Annotated in this window: 18 protein-coding genes and 1 pseudogene; 12 read left to right on the plus strand and 7 right to left on the minus strand. The window is 59.2% G+C overall.

The window, feature by feature from the left end; genetic code table 11:
* The first annotated feature begins 96 nt into the window (after positions 1–96).
* A complete protein-coding gene (locus BLR13_RS27550; protein ID WP_074817464.1) occupies positions 97–957 on the plus strand; it encodes an SDR family oxidoreductase in 861 nt (286 codons plus the stop codon).
* A 677-nt stretch (positions 958–1,634) separates the two neighbouring features.
* Here the strand turns inward: BLR13_RS27550 and BLR13_RS27560 are convergent.
* From BLR13_RS27560 to BLR13_RS40450, 3 genes are all read right to left on the minus strand, one after another.
* Entirely contained in the window at positions 1,635–1,853 is a 219-nt protein-coding gene (locus BLR13_RS27560) for a hypothetical protein (RefSeq protein ID WP_074817460.1), read from the minus strand.
* Positions 1,854–2,363: 510 nt separating this feature from the next.
* On the minus strand, positions 2,364–2,579 hold the full coding sequence (locus BLR13_RS27565) for a hypothetical protein (RefSeq protein ID WP_091976787.1): 216 nt from the start codon (positions 2,577–2,579) through the stop codon (positions 2,364–2,366).
* Between the two features lie 114 nt (positions 2,580–2,693).
* Entirely contained in the window at positions 2,694–2,864 is a 171-nt protein-coding gene (locus tag BLR13_RS40450; RefSeq protein ID WP_157793726.1) for a hypothetical protein, read from the minus strand.
* 236 nt (positions 2,865–3,100) lie between these two features.
* Here BLR13_RS40450 and BLR13_RS27570 point away from each other — a divergent pair, with 236 nt between their 5' ends.
* Positions 3,101–3,484: a hypothetical protein gene (locus tag BLR13_RS27570; RefSeq protein ID WP_074817453.1), complete on the plus strand. Its 384-nt coding sequence runs from the start codon at positions 3,101–3,103 to the stop codon at positions 3,482–3,484.
* 54 nt (positions 3,485–3,538) lie between these two features.
* On the opposite strand, the pseudogene BLR13_RS42450 reads toward BLR13_RS27570, so the two are convergent.
* Positions 3,539–3,668, minus strand: a pseudogene (locus BLR13_RS42450) (DNA-binding response regulator); the annotation flags it as partial.
* Between the two features lie 38 nt (positions 3,669–3,706).
* Here BLR13_RS42450 and BLR13_RS41145 point away from each other — a divergent pair.
* The 3 genes from BLR13_RS41145 (at position 3,707) to mdoH (ending at position 7,951) form a co-directional block, all read left to right on the plus strand.
* The gene (locus tag BLR13_RS41145; protein WP_349532525.1) at positions 3,707–3,958 is read left to right on the plus strand and encodes an ATP-binding protein; all 252 of its coding nucleotides are present in this window, start codon (positions 3,707–3,709) and stop codon (positions 3,956–3,958) included.
* A 361-nt stretch (positions 3,959–4,319) separates the two neighbouring features.
* Positions 4,320–5,828: a glucan biosynthesis protein G gene (locus BLR13_RS27585; RefSeq protein ID WP_074817447.1), complete on the plus strand. Its 1,509-nt coding sequence runs from the start codon at positions 4,320–4,322 to the stop codon at positions 5,826–5,828.
* Positions 5,816–7,951, plus strand: a complete 2,136-nt coding sequence (gene mdoH / locus BLR13_RS27590) for a glucans biosynthesis glucosyltransferase MdoH (RefSeq protein WP_074817443.1) — start codon at positions 5,816–5,818, stop codon at positions 7,949–7,951. The genes BLR13_RS27585 and mdoH overlap by 13 nt, the downstream gene beginning before the upstream one ends.
* Positions 7,952–8,286: 335 nt before the next feature.
* Here the strand turns inward: mdoH and BLR13_RS27595 are convergent, their stop codons facing one another.
* Entirely contained in the window at positions 8,287–8,631 is a 345-nt protein-coding gene (locus BLR13_RS27595; RefSeq protein ID WP_074817440.1) for a hypothetical protein, read from the minus strand.
* A gap of 214 nt (positions 8,632–8,845) precedes the next feature.
* Between BLR13_RS27595 and BLR13_RS27600 the strand changes: the two genes are divergently transcribed.
* From BLR13_RS27600 to BLR13_RS27620, 5 genes are all read left to right on the plus strand, one after another.
* A complete protein-coding gene (locus tag BLR13_RS27600) occupies positions 8,846–9,847 on the plus strand; it encodes a DUF1236 domain-containing protein (RefSeq protein ID WP_074817437.1) in 1,002 nt (333 codons plus the stop codon).
* A gap of 407 nt (positions 9,848–10,254) precedes the next feature.
* The gene (locus BLR13_RS27605; RefSeq protein ID WP_074831034.1) at positions 10,255–11,115 is read left to right on the plus strand and encodes a hypothetical protein; all 861 of its coding nucleotides are present in this window, start codon (positions 10,255–10,257) and stop codon (positions 11,113–11,115) included.
* Between the two features lie 169 nt (positions 11,116–11,284).
* Complete coding sequence (locus tag BLR13_RS27610; RefSeq protein WP_074817435.1) at positions 11,285–11,785, plus strand: PRC-barrel domain-containing protein; 501 nt, start codon at positions 11,285–11,287, stop codon at positions 11,783–11,785.
* A 60-nt stretch (positions 11,786–11,845) separates the two neighbouring features.
* Positions 11,846–13,153, plus strand: a complete 1,308-nt coding sequence (locus BLR13_RS27615; RefSeq protein ID WP_074817432.1) for an NRAMP family divalent metal transporter — start codon at positions 11,846–11,848, stop codon at positions 13,151–13,153.
* A gap of 121 nt (positions 13,154–13,274) precedes the next feature.
* Complete coding sequence (locus BLR13_RS27620) at positions 13,275–13,763, plus strand: ferritin-like domain-containing protein (protein ID WP_074817429.1); 489 nt, start codon at positions 13,275–13,277, stop codon at positions 13,761–13,763.
* A 194-nt stretch (positions 13,764–13,957) separates the two neighbouring features.
* Here the strand turns inward: BLR13_RS27620 and BLR13_RS27625 are convergent, their stop codons facing one another.
* Positions 13,958–14,143: a hypothetical protein gene (locus BLR13_RS27625; protein ID WP_074817425.1), complete on the minus strand. Its 186-nt coding sequence runs from the start codon at positions 14,141–14,143 to the stop codon at positions 13,958–13,960.
* 280 nt (positions 14,144–14,423) lie between these two features.
* Between BLR13_RS27625 and BLR13_RS27630 the strand changes: the two genes are divergently transcribed.
* Positions 14,424–15,314: an SDR family oxidoreductase gene (locus tag BLR13_RS27630; RefSeq protein ID WP_244525282.1), complete on the plus strand. Its 891-nt coding sequence runs from the start codon at positions 14,424–14,426 to the stop codon at positions 15,312–15,314.
* A gap of 15 nt (positions 15,315–15,329) precedes the next feature.
* Here BLR13_RS27630 and BLR13_RS27635 read toward each other — a convergent pair whose 3' ends face one another.
* Positions 15,330–16,172 (minus strand): transglutaminase domain-containing protein, encoded by an 843-nt coding sequence (locus BLR13_RS27635; RefSeq protein ID WP_074831032.1) that lies wholly within the window; start codon positions 16,170–16,172, stop codon positions 15,330–15,332.
* 495 nt (positions 16,173–16,667) lie between these two features.
* Between BLR13_RS27635 and BLR13_RS27640 the strand changes: the two genes are divergently transcribed.
* Positions 16,668–17,876: a sensor histidine kinase gene (locus BLR13_RS27640; protein ID WP_074817416.1), complete on the plus strand. Its 1,209-nt coding sequence runs from the start codon at positions 16,668–16,670 to the stop codon at positions 17,874–17,876.
* Positions 17,877–18,252 lie beyond the last annotated feature (376 nt).

The following is an 18,252-nucleotide window of genomic DNA, read 5'->3' on the forward strand; positions in this document are numbered from 1 at the left end:
GACGGCCACGAAGCTTTGCCGGGAGGATATCGCTTCAATACGGAACGCTGAGGCTCGACCGCAATTGAAATCTGAGAAAACCTCAGGAGGATCACCATGCCCGCCGACTATCCAAAGCCGCCGTATCCGAGTCAAAAGCAACCGATGCCGGGATCGACTGCCAAAATGGATCCGCGCCCCGACCACGGGGAGACCAGCTACAGAGGTTCAGGCCGCCTGAAAGGAATGAAGGCGGTCATCACGGGCGGCGACAGCGGCATCGGGCGGGCCGTCGCGATCGCTTATGCGAGGGAGGGCGCCGATGTCTTGATTGCGTATCTGAACGAAAACGACGACGCCAAGGAAGTCAAAGATCTGATCGAAAAGGAGGGACGCAGAGCGGTCCTGCTCTCAGGCGACCTTCAGAAATCGGGGCATTGCCGTTCGGTTATTCAGAAAGCGGTCGACGAATTGGGCGGCATCGACATTCTGGTGAACAACGCGGCGCACCAGGCCACGTTCAAGGATATCGGCGATATCAGCGACGAGGAGTGGGATATGACTTTCAGGGTAAACATTCATGCGATGTTTTATCTGGCAAAGGCTGCGGTCCCGCACATGAAACCCGGCAGCGCCATCGTAAACACGGCGTCAATCAACTCGGATATGCCGAACCCGATCCTGCTCGCCTATGCAACGACGAAGGGAGCCATTCAGAATTTCACCGGCGGGCTCGCTCAGATGCTGGCGCACAAGGGCATCAGGGTAAACGCGGTGGCGCCTGGACCGATCTGGACACCGCTCATTCCCTCGACCATGCCTGACGAGGCCGTCGCTAATTTCGGCGAGCAGGTACCCATGAAGCGGGCAGGGCAACCGGCCGAACTCGCGACCGCCTACGTGATGCTTGCCGATCCGCTATCCAGCTACACGTCGGGAACTACGGTTGCCGTCACCGGCGGTAAGCCATTTATCTAAGCGATGATGGATGGAAGCAAACTGCAACTGGATGGCCCGATACGACAGCAGGTTGCGGATTGGGCAGTTGAAGGCTACCCAAGCACGACCTTATGAAGATTGCGATGAACTGACCAACCCATCGAGCATCAAGGCCGTCTGCATCTACATCGTGGCTGCTCTCAAATAACTCGGTTCCTTAAGAGCATTACCAAGCATGCGGATGGTGATCGTCCAATGGTTTGTTTGGCGTCTCTCCTCGGTCAGGGAGGAAAAAAAGAGCGCAGCGTCGCCAATTTTGGCAATGATTCTGTCGTCCTCAAGGTTCAAAGTGAACGGAAGGGGCGAGTTGTTATTTAACTCCTGCAAGCTCACTCCATGAAGGTGCTAAAATTATCTTACGCCCTCGAAGGCAAATAAGTTCCCATTCAATATTTCCCGGCTGGTCAGCTGTAACAGCGGCGGCATCAGATCCCAGATCGCCGGCAGCGGAAGCGACGTACCGGCGGGCTCCGCTCGATTTGGCCCACGCCATTACGGCCAGCACTTTCAGCCAAAGGTCGCTCTGAGTAGTTCCGTGAAAATCCACGCCAAGAAAGACGCTATCGTAGCAAGAATCAATGTTTGATTGCGGGCCTTAGCAATCTCATTCCTGATATAGCGCCATAAGGAACCCATTGCCCGCGTCGCTCAAGGGTTCAACTTTCCGGACCGATCTGAAGTTCGAGCAGGGCTAACCGCTGCAGCACCTTTGGATCGCGTTCACCGTCACGGGTGACCCGAAGGATAGTTTCGGCCAAACGATGGATGACATGAGAACTCACCGGCTCCGGAAGGGTATCTACTGAATCCTGAAGAGCCTGCGACATCAATTGGATTGCTTCCGGAGAAAATGACGTGTCCGAAAAATCCTTCATTTTACTACACGGCAAGAGTTGAGAAGCCTGTACAACGGGAAAAAGTGGCAATGGTTCCCCAACGTATCGCGTTTGACGTAATGGGCTGGTCGCAGGCCTCGCGCCCTCGGCAGTCCGCGAGAACCTCAAGGCTCCCACTCCTGGCCGTTGGCAAAGTGAGTCGTCGACAGGCTTAGATAATCCTCGTCGAGTAGCGGAACGCCGGCTTGACGGCGGGTCCAGCGTGAGCTCGGTCAGGAAGCGTGCTCGCGAAGGATATCCTGATGCGATTTGCTCGAGGGGAGCAAATCAGCCCGCAGCCCCATGCTCGACTGCACGCCGCTGCTAAGGACTGAGGGTTCAAGGTACGCGGTCGCCGTCTTCACCCTGGGTATCTATTCATGGGCCTGCATAGCGATGGTCGTTGGTTCCTGCCATGATTGTGACCCGGATCTCTGCCGTCATTGACTTAGGCTTGGCTGCAAAGGGCCGCGGGGTCACCACGGCCCTTTCTCCTGGAAGGGTTTGCCGTTACTCCGTGCAGACCTTGGTCTTCTTCATACCGGCTTCGGCTTCAGTCTTGGTTTTGTAGACGCCGTTGTCGACGACCGTAGTGGTCGTAGCGGTCGGCTTGGTCTCGACCACCGTGCACTTCTTCGTGGCGCTGTCGCGAACGACGTAGAATTCGGCCGCCGAGGCGGTTTCGGCCATGGTGGTTGCGGCAAATGCCAGTGCGCCAATCATCATAAATTTCTTCAAGGTGTCCTCCTCCAGTTTTTTGCGATGCGAGTGGCAACTCGAAGACAAACCAATTGTTCCGCTTATTCCCGATCGGAACGCGGTGAGACCGTGACAAGAAACCTAATCCGGCGAAGCCGCGCCGGATTGGTCGAGCTTCTTGAGATCTTTGAGGCCGTCGACCACCAGCAGTTCTGCCTCCTCGACGCCCGCATCGAGCCTCTGCCGGATAAGGCGCTTTAGCGTCGTGGCCCGCCGCGCATCGTTCTCGTCGACATCCTTGTTGATCGGCAAGTAAACGTTTCACGCGCGCGCAAAGGCTATTCCAGCGACATCGGGTCAACCATCGATTTTCCTCCGCAGAACACATCCAACAGCCTATTGCCACGTTTTCCGATATTGTTGCCACCCTGACAGCCTGCCCTCAAATGCGCGTTCTTGTTTCAGGGAACCATTGCGTTGCACCGGGACACTTGGGGTTGGTCGTAACAACGGTGGTGGGCATGCCCCTCGGTCGATACTTCTTCTATATGGGCACCCTGCTGCTCGCGCTGCTGTTCCTCGCGGACTGGTACATGCCGCAACCGGCCGCGCCAACGGCGCGCCCGGAGGTCGATCGAACCGTCATCCGTCTTCATTCCCGGGATAAGTGGCCCGAGCGGATCGTGATCGATACAAGTCTGCCGACAATCGTTCCACCGCCTGCGAAGATTGCCGAAAATCCGCCGGAAAGATCGCCGCCCCCCGTTCGATCGCTGCGGGCGGCTTTCGCGCAGGTAACGCCGCCTCAGGCCGCTGCACCGGCGATCGCTGTCAAATCTGCTCCGAAGCGCCGAACCCGAACGGTGCGTGCGGGTGCCCTCCTCACCAGCTTCGAGGCGGAAGATTTCCGCCCACTCCAGATGAACTGGTAAAGCGACGGGGCTGGGCGCCGTCTGAAAACGGGAAAAATTGGCAATCCGACGCCTTCAGCCCAACCCCATCTCGACGGCGATCCGGATCAGATCGGAATGATTCTTGGCCCCGAGCTTCTGCTTGAGCAGCGACGTGGTGTTGGCCCCCTAGCGCATCGGCGACTTCCACAATCTTGTCGCCCCGCCGATGTCGACGGCTTGCTCTCGCAGACCGCTTATCGAGTGATCCAGGAAGGTGTGACCAATGTTCTCTGGCACGCCAATGCGCATGCGCTACGGGTCTGGGCGTCGCTCGAAGACGCGCACGTCGCGGTCGAGATTTCCGACGACGGCGACGGATTTCCGCCGAGCCAGCCGTTTGGCCGCGGATTGACCGGCATGCACGAGCGCGTCCGGGCCCTTAGCGGGACTTTTGAATTCAAACGGGAGAACGGTCGAACCTACGTCCGTTGCCGTTTGCCGACCACGGTGTGAGGCGCAACGTTCGGCAGCGGATTGCGCCGGAACGGCGATAAGGGCTCAGGCCGGCAGCTCGGACGTTCAATCTTGCCCGCCGCGTCGAGCTGAAATGAGGACCCGGACCGGCGGTAGACCAATGCGATCCCGCTTGCGTCGGGCCAGCGCTGCTCATGTCTAAAGGGACCGCTCGATGATCCTCAACGCACGCGGCAATTTGTCCGCCCTGGCACCGTAAGTCGCGGAAGGGTCGGCCCTTTCAGCAATATCTGGCACGTAATGGTCGAGCGGGAAAAATTGGCAAGTAGGTTCGTAAGCGGGAACCGTTAATGCTGCACTGCGTTGCTCATGGTCGCCGTCAGTAACAGTAGGCCATTTTGTGAACCGCAGACACTTCCTCGCAGCCTCCACCTTGCCGCTCCTCTCCTTGGCGGTGCCAGGAGTGGTGGCCTCCGCCCCCGCGCAGCCGGCACCGTTTGACAGATCCGTTGTGCGGCAAATGGCGCGTGACCTGGCCGGCAAATCGTTTAAGGCCCCAGATAATAAACTGCCGGATAATCTGAAGGACCTGGACTACGATCGTTACCGGGCGATACGGTTTTTGCCGGAACGCGCGCTCTGGCGTGGCGAAAAGCTACCTTTCGAGGCGCAATTCTTTCATCGCGGATTTTTCTATAACAATCGAGTCGACATCTATGAGGTGAAGAACGGCCAAGCCACGAAAATCGCCTATCAACCCGACCTTTTTTCATTCGGGGACTTGGCGCCTCCAGGGGCAGGTGTCGACCTCGGCTTTGCGGGCTTTCGGCTCCATGCACCGGTCAACAAACCCGACTATTATGACGAGGTTTGCGTCTTTCTTGGCGCGAGCTACTTCCGGGCTGTCGCCAAGGGCCAATTGTATGGTCTTTCGGCGCGCGGGCTTGCGATCAACACCGGCGAAGCCAAGGGCGAAGAATTCCCGTCGTTCAAGGCATTCTGGATCGAAAAGCCGGCAGCCAACGCCAACTCCATTGTCGTGCACGCCTTGCTCGACAGCGAAAGCGCGGCGGCGGCCTATCGCTTCACCATTCGGCCCGGCGATACGACCGTCTTCGACGTGGAAATGGCGATCTATCCCAGAATAGATCTGGAGCGCGCCGGCCTCATGCCGATGACCAGCATGTTCTTTTTCGGACCGAACGACCGCAAGGATGTCGACGACTTCCGGCCGTCGGTACATGATTCCGACGGGCTGGCCGTGTTCAACGGCCGCGGCGAGGAGCTCTGGCGGCCCCTTCACAATCCAAGAGATCTTCAGATCAGTTCATTCGCTGATCTCAACCCACGCGGTTTTGGATTAATGCAGCGTCAGAAGGATTTTTTCGCCTATCAGGACCTCGAATCCAGTTTCGAACGCCGGCCAAGTTTGTGGGCGGAGCCAATCGGAGACTGGGGTGAGGGTGCGGTCAAGCTAATCGAAATTCCGACCAAGGAAGAAGTACACGACAACATTGCGAGCTTCTGGCAGCCCAAGTCAGCGCTGCAGGCAAAGGGCGAGCACACCTATACCTACCGGCTGCACTGGGGGCCGGACACTCCAAAACCGACCGCGCTCGCGCGATTTTCCCGAACCGGCATCGGCGCGAGAGGCGATAACGCGACGCTGTTCGTGCTGGACCTGATCGGCGACAGGTTGAAATCCGTCGACCCAAAGACTCTGCGGGGCGTTGTGACCGCAGAGAAGGCCAAGATCCAGAATATCGTCACCCAGCCGAATCCAGCCTCCGGGGGCTGGCGCCTGAGTTTCGAGCTCTTGAAAGAGAAGAATCCCGTCGAGATACGCGCATCGCTCATGCAGGAGAACGAGCCGATATCGGAGGTTTGGGTATATCGATGGACACCCTAGGGAAAGCCCACGGATCGGTTCAGCACAGCGATCCTCCACTGAACCAATGCCTTCCTCGTGAAGCGCCCATGGAAATGGCGGTGCAGCCATTGCCGACGTCCCGGCCGCAAGCTCAGGTTTCAGAGTTTGCGCGGGCATGGCCGCGACGTACATACCTCCTTGCGGGCACCTTCTTTCTGACCCTGGCGGGCAGCTACGAGATGTACGAAGTACTCCAGGTGGGCGGCGTGACGATCCTGGAGGCGATCATCCTCGCTTTGTTCGTCCCATTGTTCGCATGGATTGCGTTTTCCTTCATGTCGGCCATTGCCGGTTTCTGCGTGCTGCTGTCGCGACGGAAGGACGAACTCGGCATCGATTCCAGTTCGCCCCTACCGGCGATCGAAAGCCAGACCGCGATTTTGTTGCCCACCTACAACGAGGACCCCTATAGCGTTCTGGCCCGGCTGCGGGCTGTCTATGAATCGGTCGAGGAAACCGGATGCGTCTCCAAGTTCGACTGGTTTGTTCTGAGCGACACGACCGATCCCGCCATCTGGATCGCTGAAGAAAAGTGTTTTCTTCGACTCCGAGACGAAGCTGGGCCAACGGCGAGAATTTTCTACCGTCACCGTCCGGAAAACACCGCGCGCAAATCCGGCAATATCGAGGATTGGGTCAAGCGGTTTGGTTCCAGCTATGAATACATGCTTATCCTCGATGCAGACAGCCTGATGACCGGCGACACCATCGTGCGGCTTGCCGCTGCGATGGAGCAACATCGAAACGTAGCGCTGATCCAAACGCTGCCAATCGTGGTCAACGCCAAAACATTATTCGCTCGGTGGCAGCAATTTGCTGGGCGGTTATATGGTCCGCTGATTGCCGCCGGCATTGCATGGTGGCATGGATCCGAAGGCAATTACTGGGGGCACAACGCCATCATCCGGGTCCGCGCTTTTGCCCGGGACGCCGCCCTTCCCGAACTGAGGGGCCGCAAGCCGTTCGGCGGGCACATCCTCAGCCATGATTTCATCGAGGCTGCGTTCATGCGACGTGGCGGTTGGGCCATCCACATGACGGCAACGCTCGGCGGCAGTTACGAAGAAAGCCCGCCATCGCTGCTGGATTTCGCCGCGCGCGACAGGCGATGGTGTCAAGGCAATCTGCAGCATCTGGCAGTGCTTCCGGCGCGCGGCCTTCATTGGGTCTCGCGGCTCCATCTCCTGACCGGAATTGGATCCTACCTGACGGCGCCGCTCTGGTTCATTTTTCTGGTCGTCGGAATCCTGGTATCGTTGCAAGCGCAGTTTGTCAGGCCCGAGTATTTTCCAAAAGGGTTTTCGCTATTTCCGACATGGCCCGCACAGGATCCAATCCTGGCGGCGTGGGTGTTCGTTGCCACGATGGGCATGCTAATCCTTCCCAAGATGCTCGCCTACATCGTCATGCTCACCCATAAAGACGAACGAAAAAGGTTCGGTGGCAGCTTTCGTGCCTTTGCCGGCATCCTTGCCGAGACGTTTCTTTCAGGCCTGACGGCACCGGTGATGATGATCTTTCAATCGTCCGCGGTCGTAGGAATTCTGCTAGGACACGATGCGGGGTGGCAGGTTCAGCGCCGTGACGACGGCGCGGTGTCATATGAGGACACGCTTCGGAAATACTCGGTTCCGACGCTTTTTGGGATTGCCATGGCCATCAGCGCCTACGCGGTATCATTGGCGCTGCTGCTATGGATGATGCCGGTTATTCTCGGCCTCCTGCTCGCCATTCCGCTTGCCTTGCTGTCTTCCTCAGTAAGCGCAAGGTCGACTTTGTTCAAGACACCGGAGGAGACCTCACCACCGCAGGTCTTGCTGAGGGCTAACGAGCTAGCCAACACCTTGCACCGGACGGTTTGCTGCCCGCTTCTCGAACTCCACCGCGATGCCGACCTGCGCGCGGCGCATCTCAATAATCTATCCGGTCCAAAACCGCGAAATCGTGGCGAGGTCGATCCTCACCTCGCGATTGCGCGCGCCAAAATCGAAGACGCTGAAACCTTCGACGAAGCGGCCGCATTCCTCACCCCGCGCGAGAAATTTGCCGTCCTTAATTCGCCGACCGTCCTTCGCGCGCTGTTGGCCTTGCCGCGCTCCTAAACGGCACGGCTGGCTGAAGTTGTTTGGCGGCGTCCAGTCGGGACTTCGTGGAGGAGTCCACGGGGCTCCCTGCGACCCGCTTGGTGCATCAGCTCGAAATTCGATTTCCGTCAGACTTTCGGGTCCATCTCACTTCAAGGCGAAGGAAACGCCTGCCGCCGTCAAGCGGTGCCGTTTGCGCGGCGCTCAAACACATCGCTGAATTCTAAAGGTAGAACTACGAGCGCCCAGGCGCTAGCCCCGATCGCAGCCTTCATCTTCGTTATGCGCATGTGAGAAAGGCTGCAGATTGCTCCGCAGCCTTTCGTTTGCTCTCGGCTTTTTCGCGCGAAACGTTACCAGCGCGGGCCCACGCCAAAACCGACGCCCACGCCGCCGGGTCCCACGCCGATACCGACGCTCGGACCATTGTCGTAGTAGCCGCCATCATAGTAGCCACGGCGTTCAATGTAGCGCTCACGCGGGAGATAGTTGTAGCTGTCGCCGTAGTCCTGCTGAATGACGACCCGCCGACCACCGCGCGTACGGTAGCAGCGACCATAGTCATCGCAGACCAATCGCACGTTCTCGACGCCGTTATCCGGCAGTACTGAGGGGCTGACCGACAGCGGCGCGGCATTGGCGCCGGATGAAAGCAACGCGCCGACACCGATAGCGAGAGAAATAACCACATATTTCATGACCTGACTCCTTCCGCTGAGAATGCGGTCAACCCGTCGGATTGCCGAATGTTCCCGAAGGAACTCAATCCAATCGGGAACGATAGCCAGCCTGCGAAGCAACGGGATAACTTCCACTGCACGACAGTTGCCACGTGTTGTCATTGGAACCATGCGGCCCCTCCGGTCGTTCAAGCAAAACCGCCACCCGAGGAACCTAACGGAGGAACCTAAGATGAGAACACGTTTTCTGATAAGCACGGCCGTGGGCCTTGTTTTCGCTACGGCAGCATTCGCCCAATCGCCGAGCTCGACGACGACCGCCCCGACCACGTCAGAAACCCAGACACCCACCACCTCGGCGCCGGCGACCCAGAAGGCGCCTGACACGACAACCCAGACGCCGTCCGTTTCCACGACTACGGCTCCCGGCGCGTCCACCACGTCTCCGCGGGCGCAAACCACCACTCCCACGTCTCCGACCGGGACGTCCCAGCCGACGCAAGCGCAGACGAACACCGCGACACCCGCCACCGGCCAGCCGCAGCAGCCTCCCGCCAGCAGCCAGGCCCAGCAGGCTCCCGCCAGCGGCAACGCGAACACGGCCGCACAGCAGCCGGCCACCCAGCCGTCAACGGCGACAAATTCGGCTCAGTCGTCTACTAACGTGAATGCTTCCGTCAACATCAACGACCAGCAGCGCACGCGTGTAGCCGAGTCGATCACACGGCTGAACGTGCAGCCCCTCACCAACGTCAACTTCTCGTTGACCGTAGGAACCGCCGTTCCCCGCGACATTCGTCTGCAGACGCTCCCGGCCGACGTCGTGGAAGTCGTGCCGCAGTACCGCGGGTATAGCTTCTTCGTGGTACGCGACGAAATCGTCATCGTCGAACCGTCCACCTACCAGATCGTGACCGTGCTGCCGCGCAACGGCGGAGCGACGGCCGCTGCGCCGGCGCCGTCGCATTCAAAGGTCTCGTTCACCGACAAGGACCGCGACGTCGTGCGCAAGCACGTGAAGACGAGGGCGACCGAGCGCCAAACGACAGGCAGTACAGCAAAGGTCGTCATCCGTCGCGGCGAGCGTCTGCCTGACTCGGTCGAGGTCGAGGAATTTCCGGAAACAGTATACCGGGAAGCTCCTTCACTTCGTGAATACCGGTATATCCATCGCGAAAACCGGACTTATCTGGTCGACCCGGGTGAGCGCAGGGTGATCGAAGAAATCGACTGAGGCGATTTCACCAACCGGTGCACGAAGGCGGCCCGGTGGGCCGCCTTTTCGTTTGTTGCTTCATTCGGCGGAGCCAAGATTCGGGAATTTTCGGCAATGCCAGAAGGACGTCTATATTGTGCATTGCCCAACGCATTTCTCTGCCGCAAGGAGTTGGCGGCGGGTTGCATCTCCAACGGCAACGACCTAGTCGGCTTTGCTTCCATCAAACCCAATGAGGACAAGACCCTCCAAAGCGGAGACATGATCGCCCGGGAAACGATACCGGAAGTCGTCAAGGGCGTCGACGAAGGCAATGTCCGACCAAGTCCCGAACGTCGATGCGTTCAGCGGGTTTCAGAGGGGAGGAACTTTCGTTTCATTTGCGCATTTTCTGGGCGGCCAATCTCGGCTGCTGGGAGGATCATATGGAACAGGCAATTCGGCAAGCTACGCAGGCAGACCTCGTTGAACCGTCGGTACCGGGAATTTCCTGGGCCGCTGTCCTTGCGGGCGCGGTGGCATCCCTCGCGTTGACACTGGTGCTCATTTCCTTTGGCGCTGGTATGGGCTTCTCCGTCGTCTCGCCATGGGGCAATTCCGGCGTTTCGGCATCGACCTTCAAGATCGGAACAGGCCTGTACTTCATCGTCATGGCGATGATTTCGTCTGCCATCGGGGGCTATCTTGCGGGACGCCTCCGCACGAAATGGCTGGGCGTGCAGACCACCGAGGTGCACTTCCGCGATACGGCGCACGGCTTTTTGGCCTGGGCAGCCGCGTCAGTTCTCGGCGCCGTCCTGCTCGCCTCGCCCGCAAGTTCGCTGATAGGCGGAACGCTCTCGGGCGCGACCCAAGCCGCGGCTAATTCCGCGCAGTCATCCCCGATGGACGGCTATGTCGATCGGCTGCTCCGCTCCGACAACCCATCGGCGCAAGGCCAGCAGAATCCGTCTGACGCGCGGGGCGAAATGGTCCGCCTCTTTACGAGCAGCTTCCACAATGGAAACGACCTCAATCCCGCCGACCGGACCTACGTCGCCAAGGTCGTGTCTACCCGAACGGGATTAAGCCAGGCCGATGCCGAGAAACGCGTCAACGACGTCGTCACCCAGGTGAAGGCCGATCTAGATGCTGCACGTAAGGCCGCCATGCAAATCGCAATCTGGCTGACCTTATCGTTGTTCATTGGCGCGTTCTCCGCATCGCTGGCCGCTACCGAAGGCGGCGGCCTTCGCGATGGCACCTGGGGCAAGAAGGCTTATGGCACCCCCGCAATCAATCGCTAACCCCTCGAAAACGAAAGGAGAGACCCCATGCCTATTTTGCTTTGGCTCGTCGGAATTCCGATTCCGCTGATCATTCTCATCATGCTGCTGCAGCACTGAAACAGGACGACGTGGGCGCCTGCAGCGCCCACGTCGCCGAGACGTTTCATTCATCTTCAACGGAGGAAACATGACCAAATATCTCGCAACCGCTTTGCTGACAACGGCCCTCATCACCGGAGCAGCTTATGCCCAAAACAAGACTGCGACGACCGACAGCGCCGCCACGATACACCGGGAGGGCGAATGGCGCGCTTCCAAGCTCGTCGGTGTCAACGTCTACAACGAGGCCAACGAGAAGATCGGCGACATCAGCGATGTCATTCTCGACAAGTCTGGCAAGGTCGAGAATGTTGTTCTGGGCGTCGGTGGGTTCTTGGGTATGGGCGAGCATTACGTCGCCGTCGCCTATGACAAGCTGAAGTGGGTAAACGAGCCGGTTCGTACATCGACCACCACGCCCTCGGCCGACAAGCCCACAGTAGGTGTTAACAATGCCGGCGCGGCGACGGGAGAAGTCAACCGTTCCAACCGGCCCGTGCGCGCAGCTAACGAAAACTGGTATCCCGACCACGTCGTCTATAACGCGACCAAGGACCAGTTGAAGGCGATGCCGCAGTTCAAATACTGAAGCTGAGCAGCCGCCTCGGCAACGCGTGTTGAGGCGGCTGCTCATAAACAGGTTCCCGACATGGCCTTCGAAATCGAACAACCGGGTGATCTCGATGGCGAAAGCGCTGTTGTCGAACCGACTAAGCCGCGCTTGCTCGGGGTCTTGGGTCCCGGCCTGATCACGGGTGCTTCTGACGACGACCCCAGCGGGATCGCGACGTACTCGCAAGCGGGTGCGCAGTTCGGGTACGCGCTGACGTGGACAATGCTCTTTACCTATCCGCTGATGACGGCGGTGCAGATCGTAAGCGCCCGCGTGGGGCGCACTACCGGGCGAGGCATCGCAGGCAACCTGCGGCAGCATTGTCCGCCTTGGCTACTGACAGCAATCGTCACAATGCTGCTGATTGCCAATGCCATCAATATCGGAGCGGACCTCGGCGCAATGGCCGACGCTTCAAGACTGGTGCTGGGCGGCCCGCAGATTCTCTATGTCCTGCTGTTCGCGGCTATCTGCATCGCACTTCAGATTTTTCTCCAGTATTCCCACTATGTGTCAGTGCTGAAGTGGCTGACCCTGTTCCTGTTTGCCTACGTGGCCACCCTGTTCATGGTGAAAGTCTCGTGGACGGAGGCGCTGCACAGTCTGGTCGCCCCCTCCTTACATTGGGACAAGGATTACCTGACGACCGTCGTCGCCGTGCTGGGCACCACGATCAGCCCGTACCTGTTCTTTTGGCAAGCGTCCCAGGAAGCCGAAGACGTTCGAACCGCCCCGGCCCGGCAAATCCTCAAACGGGCGCCTCATCAGGGTGAAGGTGCCCTCAACCGAATTCATCTCGACACCTTGGTCGGAATGGGATTTTCGAATTTCATCGCACTTGCGATCATGATCACGGCGGCGGCGACGTTGCACGCCAATAACGTGACTGACATCCAGACGTCCGCCGAGGCTGCCCAGGCGCTGCGGCCCATTGCAGGTTCGCTTGCCGAAACGATATTCGCCCTTGGTGTCATCGGCACCGGCTTGTTGTCCGTTCCCGTCCTAGCCGGATCGGCGGCGTACGCGGTCGGCGAGGCGCGCAAGTGGCCGACGGGCCTCGCCCGCCAGCCTATGGAAGCCAAGGCTTTCTACGCGGTCATTTGCTTCGCGACGATCGTGGGCATGATCATGAACTTCACTCCGATCGATCCGATTCGGGCCTTGTACTGGAGCGCTGTTGTCAACGGCGTGGTCGCCGTTCCGGTCATGGGGCTCATGATGTGGCTGGCAGCAGCACCGAAGGTCATGGGCGAGTTTGTCATTGTCGGTTGGGTCAAGGCGCTCGGTTGGGGGGCAACCGCGATCATGGCGCTCGCGGTGGGGGCGATGTTGGCGACTTCGTAAGACCAATGGCCCGGCTGCTTGCTCCAGAAAAATCTCCGCGGGGCCGGCCGCGAAACCTGGAACGAAAACTTGAAACCGAAGTTGGGAGCGCATTGAAACTCACGTATGAGGGAGACAAACAATGGCGGACAAGGATCTGAACGACCTCTTCTTGGATACCCTGAAGGACATCTATTTCGCGGAAAAGCAAATCTACAAGAACCTGCCGAAGATGGCCAAGGCCGCGGCTTCCAATCAGCTTCGGGCGGCCTTCGAAAAACACCACGGCGAAACTGAGGTCCAGATCGAGCGGCTCGAGCAGATCTTCGAACTGCTTGGCAAGCCGGCGAGGGGAAAGACCTGCGATGCGATCCAGGGAATCCTTGAGGAAGGCAAGGAAATCATGGACGAGTACGAAGGTACGTCCGCGCTGGACGCCGGCTTGCTGGCCGCCGCGCAGGCCGTCGAGCATTATGAGATCTCCCGTTACGGCACCCTGAAATCATGGGCCGGAAAGCTGGGCATGAAAGACGCGGTCCGGCTTCTCGATCAGACGCTGTCCGAGGAAAAGAAAACTGATGATGCGTTGACCAAGCTTGCCGGTAGCGAAGTGAACGCTGAGGCGGCATAAGGGCGACGAAAACAGGCGCCCCTCAAAGAGTAAAGGCGGTTGACGGGCGGATGTACCTCGAAGGACTGCCGGCAAGGTCCCGGAGCAAATCCGGGACCTTGCTTTTTACGTTGCAATTTTCTTGACCGGGACTTGCCTCTGAGCGGAGCAGATTATTTCACGAGGCTGGTTTTCCGCCTGGTTGTCCCCGACATTCATCGTGCACCGACAGGCGGCGGCCCGATGTCGTGATTTGAGTTCCAGCGGAATGACGCACCAAACACCGTCATCACCAGCCAGCCGAGACCTGCAATCGACGTCGAAATTAAATTCGTGAGAACCTTGTCGAATACGACGTAGAGTTCGGCCGCGACAGCCAGTGCCAGGAGGATCGGCGGCATAATGAGAGGTGTGCTGCCTAGCCTCAGGAACGTCTCTGAGTCCTTCCCGCCGAACGAAAAACGGTGCGGCGGCGCCCTTCTCCTACCGGCGAACTAGCAAAGCGTTTCCACGCGAAAGAAGCGGAACGATAGGTCAACCCGCCGGTTGCTTTACGGAATTTGGACGCTTCGAATGACCGCAAGCGAAAAGCCGTTTTTCACCCGCCAGCACATTGGCGGCAGTGCCGGAGTTGGATTGGCGGCTTCGGTCGCACCCGCATTAGCGCAAGGGGCCAAATCAATGAAAGACCAAGGATTGCAAAATCCGGCCGACAAGTATCCCAAGCCACCCTACAAGAAGCAGTCGCAGCCATGGCCCGGGCTCGCAAGCGGGATGGAACCACGTCCAGACCATGGCGAGACCAGTTACAAAGGGTCTGGCCGGTTGGCCGGGCGTAAGGCGCTCATCACCGGCGGTGATTCCGGCATGGGTCGCGCGGCGGCAATCGCCTACGCGCGCGAGGGCGCCGACGTCGCCATCAATTATTTTCCGACCGAGGAGCCCGACGCGAAGGAAGTTATCGACCTGATCAAGGCGGAGGGCCGAGTTGGTGTGGCAATTCCCGGCGATCTCCGGGACGAGAAATTCTGTCAGGAACTGGTCGCCCGCGCAATTGATGGCCTCGGCAGTCTGGATATCCTTGTCTGCAACGCAGGACGGCAACAGGCCCATGACTCGATCCTCGACATTTCGTCCGAAGATTTCGACGCGACGACGAAGACCAACATCTACGCTCCGTTCTGGATCATCAAAGCGGCGCTACCGCATCTCAAGCCCGGTTCGGTCATCATCGGCACCACGTCCGAACAGGCCTACGATCCGTCGCCGGATTTGTACGACTATGCGCAAACGAAAGCGGCGACGATGAACTACATCAAGGCGCTAGCAAAGCAACTCGGGCCGAAGGGCATCCGGGTGAACGGCGTGGCGCCTGGCCCGATCTGGACGCCCCTGCAAGTTTCCGGAGGGGCATCGATGGAGAAGCTTGAGAAGTTCGGCGGCCAGACACCTTTGGGACGCGCTGGCCAACCGGCGGAGCTTGGGTCGATCTACGTTCAGCTTGCGGCAGCGGATGCCAGCTACGCCACGGGTCAGGTCTACGGTTCGGCCGGTGGTTCCGGGCAGCCCTGAGCGATTGCGTGGGTCCTAGGCTGTCTCCATCAGCGCGCGATCCTGACCGGCTTCCTTGAGCTCTTCGGTCGTCACATTGAAGCGGACCAATTGTGCGGGACCGAAGGCCGTGGAAATAGCGACGTCGGCCGCATCACGTCCCCTCGCAATCAGTATGCGCCCAATTCGGGGATGCTTGTGCCTCGCATCCAAAGTGAACCAACGACCATCAAGGAACACCTCGTACCATGCGCTGAAGTCCATGGGGGCGGGATCAGCGAGAACGCCGATGTCGCCGAGGTACCCTGTGCAGTACCGCGCCGGGATGTTCATGCATCGGGAAAGCGTGACGGCAAGATGCGCGAAGTCCCGGCAGACGCCGCGACGTTCTTCGTGGCCTTCCGAGGCGGTCCGGTCTCCCCGCGCGTGATGGTAGCCGAACTCGATGCGCTCGTGAGCGTAGTTGCAGATCGCCTGTGCTCGCTGCCAGCCGCCCTGGATGCCGCCAAAGAGCGACCATGCCAGGGTCGACAGCTTTTCGGTGTCGCAGTAGCGACTAGCCAACAGGAAGGGAAGAACCTCACCGGGCAATTCGGCTACGTCCCACTGTTGCGCCGCGGGGCATACCTCATCCGGCAGTCCGCTGTCCTCCACAACGAATTCGCTGCGGACTTCGAGCAGTCCGGGTGGGGCTACGAGCCGGGTGCAGATGTTGCCATAAGGATCGAAATAGTCGCGCGCTTCGACACGCGGCGAAAACTGCATCAACTGATCGCTGAGAATGTTCCCATCGCGCGACGGGTGAGTGGTTAGCATGAGGACCATGGGAACCGCGTAGGGACATTGAAAAGCGATGTCGTAACCTGCCCGAATCTTCACAGACGCCTCCGTTGAAATAGCTGCGCTTGGAAAGCGCAACCGGCGAGGTTCGTTCCGATGAGCAGTGATTGAATTTTAGGCCAATTCTGGACAGACCCGATTTGTAAAACCCGATCTAGTCCAAGGGGTGCGTTGGCGGATTTTTATGTCGAAGATCCGGTCGCATTCCAAGACCTGGACGCGTCACCTGAAATGCCGCGCCTTCACCTCGATGCCGTCGATGTGAAAGAACGTAGATGTCACTCGGCTTGGACCCCTCGGCCGCAAGCTGCGTACGGGTACTGCCATGATGGAATTCGTTGCGGCGCCCGTGCGGCACGGGAACCGTGGTCGCACGCCGATGGCGGCGAGATCGGCGGGCGGGTTGGTCAGCCGGTTGGCGACCAGAAATTGCGTATCGAAAGGGACCAAGTTCGAAACCTGTGGCGGCCAAGCGGTGCCGTGCTATCAATTCCAGGGCGGCAACGCCGGGACTCCAATTGAACGGGACATTTCATGGCCACCCCTCCGGGGCAGGAGTCGGTATTGGCTCCCGTCGCAGCGACCGCCGTGACAAGGCAGGAACTTCCATACCGTTTGCGGCAACAGTCCTTGCTGGGCGAGTTTGGCCGCTCGGCGCTACAAACCCGCGATATCGGACAAATCCTGCAGCGCGCCACCGAACTTTGCACCCAAGGCCTCGAAACGCCTTTTGCCAAGGTCCTGGAATATATGCCGGATGAAAAGCGGCTGCTGTTGCGCGCGGGGGTCGGCTGGGCGCCAGGCACGATCGGCCAGGTGTCACTTGGGATCGATATGGAGTCCCCCGCCGGCTACGCGTTCCATACCGGCCAAATCGTGATTTCCAATCACCTCCAGGAGGAAACGCGCTTTCGAACGCCCAAGCTGCTGTCGGATCACGGGATCAAGCGGGCGATCAACGTCCTGATCGCGCGGGGCGGCGAAGGCAATCTGCCGTTCGGCGTCCTCGAAGTCGACAGTCCCGACTCCGGCCAATTCGATCTCGCGGATGCGGACTTCCTTGCCGGCTTCGCGGGGTTGCTTGGCATCGCCATCGAGCGGCAACGTGCTGATGCGGACCTCGAGCAAGCCCTCGAACACCAGGCGATGTTGACGCGCGAGATGAGCCACCGCGTCAAGAACAGCCTCGCATCGGTCGTGGGGCTGCTCCGCCTGCAGGGCCGCAACGCCCAGTCGGAGGAAGTCCAGAACGCCCTCAAGGACGCCGCCTCGCGCATCACCACGATAGCCCAGGTCCACGACCATTTATGGCGTAGCACCAGGATCGGGTTTGTCGACATCGCCGACTTCGCGGGCGAGCTTTGTAGGAAGCTACAGGAAACCGTTGCGCATAAGGTAAGCTGCACCTTTGGTCATCTGATGATTTCTGCCGACAAGGCGATTCCGCTGGGCCTTCTGGTCAACGAGATTGTGACGAATTCCGCCAAGCATGCATACCCCGACGGATCCGGAGAAATCCAGGTATCGGGCGAACGGCGCGGTGCGGACTTGCATGTGGAGGTGTCGGATCAAGGAATCGGTCTTCCGAATGATTTCGATATCGACCAACCACGGGCGAGCCTGGGCTTCAAGGTGATCAAGAGCCTGCTCGCACAACTCGACGGCCGCATTGCGGTGGCCTCCAACACGCCAAAAGGCGTAACCATCCAACTTGATGTACCATTGGAAGCCAGCGCCGATTGAGCCGCTGAAGCGCAGTGAAGGTTCAAGGCTTAAGCCGGCGTTACGGCGCTGGACATCCTTCAACGTAAACCCAGTATTGCTCTGCTGTTCACTGATCTCGGCCTACCGCGCGAATGGACGGAAAACTGGGAGCGAAGACCAGGGGGCAGGGCCGTCTGCGGGCGTCTTTGCACTGCAGCTAATGTACGGGGATCGCCTTGGAACTTTTCCTGCGTATCTGCGTTGGGAAATGTTTTAGCTATACGCCGGCATAGCGGGATCTTGGCGGAATACGCGAAGTTTCCGTATACTGCGGATGGCAATCACGGTGTCGGGTTCGATGCAACGAAAGAGCAGTGGATGAACGTACAGCAGCCCTTTCCAAGGTCGAGTGTAT

The organism is Bradyrhizobium ottawaense (assembly GCF_900099825.1).
Taxonomy (GTDB): Bacteria; Pseudomonadota; Alphaproteobacteria; order Rhizobiales; family Xanthobacteraceae; genus Bradyrhizobium; species Bradyrhizobium ottawaense_A.

Bases quoted from the DNA above. Each gene is read 5' to 3' on its own strand.
- BLR13_RS27550 (WP_074817464.1), top strand. From the start codon at position 97: ATGCCCGCCGACTATCCAAAGCCGCCGTATCCGAGTCAAAAGCAACCG.
- BLR13_RS27560 (WP_074817460.1), bottom strand. From the start codon at position 1,853: ATGAAGGATTTTTCGGACACGTCATTTTCTCCGGAAGCAATCCAATTG.
- BLR13_RS27565 (WP_091976787.1), bottom strand. From the start codon at position 2,579: ATGATGATTGGCGCACTGGCATTTGCCGCAACCACCATGGCCGAAACC.
- BLR13_RS27570 (WP_074817453.1), top strand. From the start codon at position 3,101: ATGGGCACCCTGCTGCTCGCGCTGCTGTTCCTCGCGGACTGGTACATG.
- mdoH (WP_074817443.1), top strand. From the start codon at position 5,816: ATGGACACCCTAGGGAAAGCCCACGGATCGGTTCAGCACAGCGATCCT.
- BLR13_RS27595 (WP_074817440.1), bottom strand. From the start codon at position 8,631: ATGAAATATGTGGTTATTTCTCTCGCTATCGGTGTCGGCGCGTTGCTT.
- BLR13_RS27600 (WP_074817437.1), top strand. From the start codon at position 8,846: ATGAGAACACGTTTTCTGATAAGCACGGCCGTGGGCCTTGTTTTCGCT.
- BLR13_RS27605 (WP_074831034.1), top strand. From the start codon at position 10,255: ATGGAACAGGCAATTCGGCAAGCTACGCAGGCAGACCTCGTTGAACCG.
- BLR13_RS27610 (WP_074817435.1), top strand. From the start codon at position 11,285: ATGACCAAATATCTCGCAACCGCTTTGCTGACAACGGCCCTCATCACC.
- BLR13_RS27615 (WP_074817432.1), top strand. From the start codon at position 11,846: ATGGCCTTCGAAATCGAACAACCGGGTGATCTCGATGGCGAAAGCGCT.
- BLR13_RS27620 (WP_074817429.1), top strand. From the start codon at position 13,275: ATGGCGGACAAGGATCTGAACGACCTCTTCTTGGATACCCTGAAGGAC.
- BLR13_RS27625 (WP_074817425.1), bottom strand. From the start codon at position 14,143: ATGCCGCCGATCCTCCTGGCACTGGCTGTCGCGGCCGAACTCTACGTC.
- BLR13_RS27630 (WP_244525282.1), top strand. From the start codon at position 14,424: ATGAAAGACCAAGGATTGCAAAATCCGGCCGACAAGTATCCCAAGCCA.
- BLR13_RS27640 (WP_074817416.1), top strand. From the start codon at position 16,668: ATGGCCACCCCTCCGGGGCAGGAGTCGGTATTGGCTCCCGTCGCAGCG.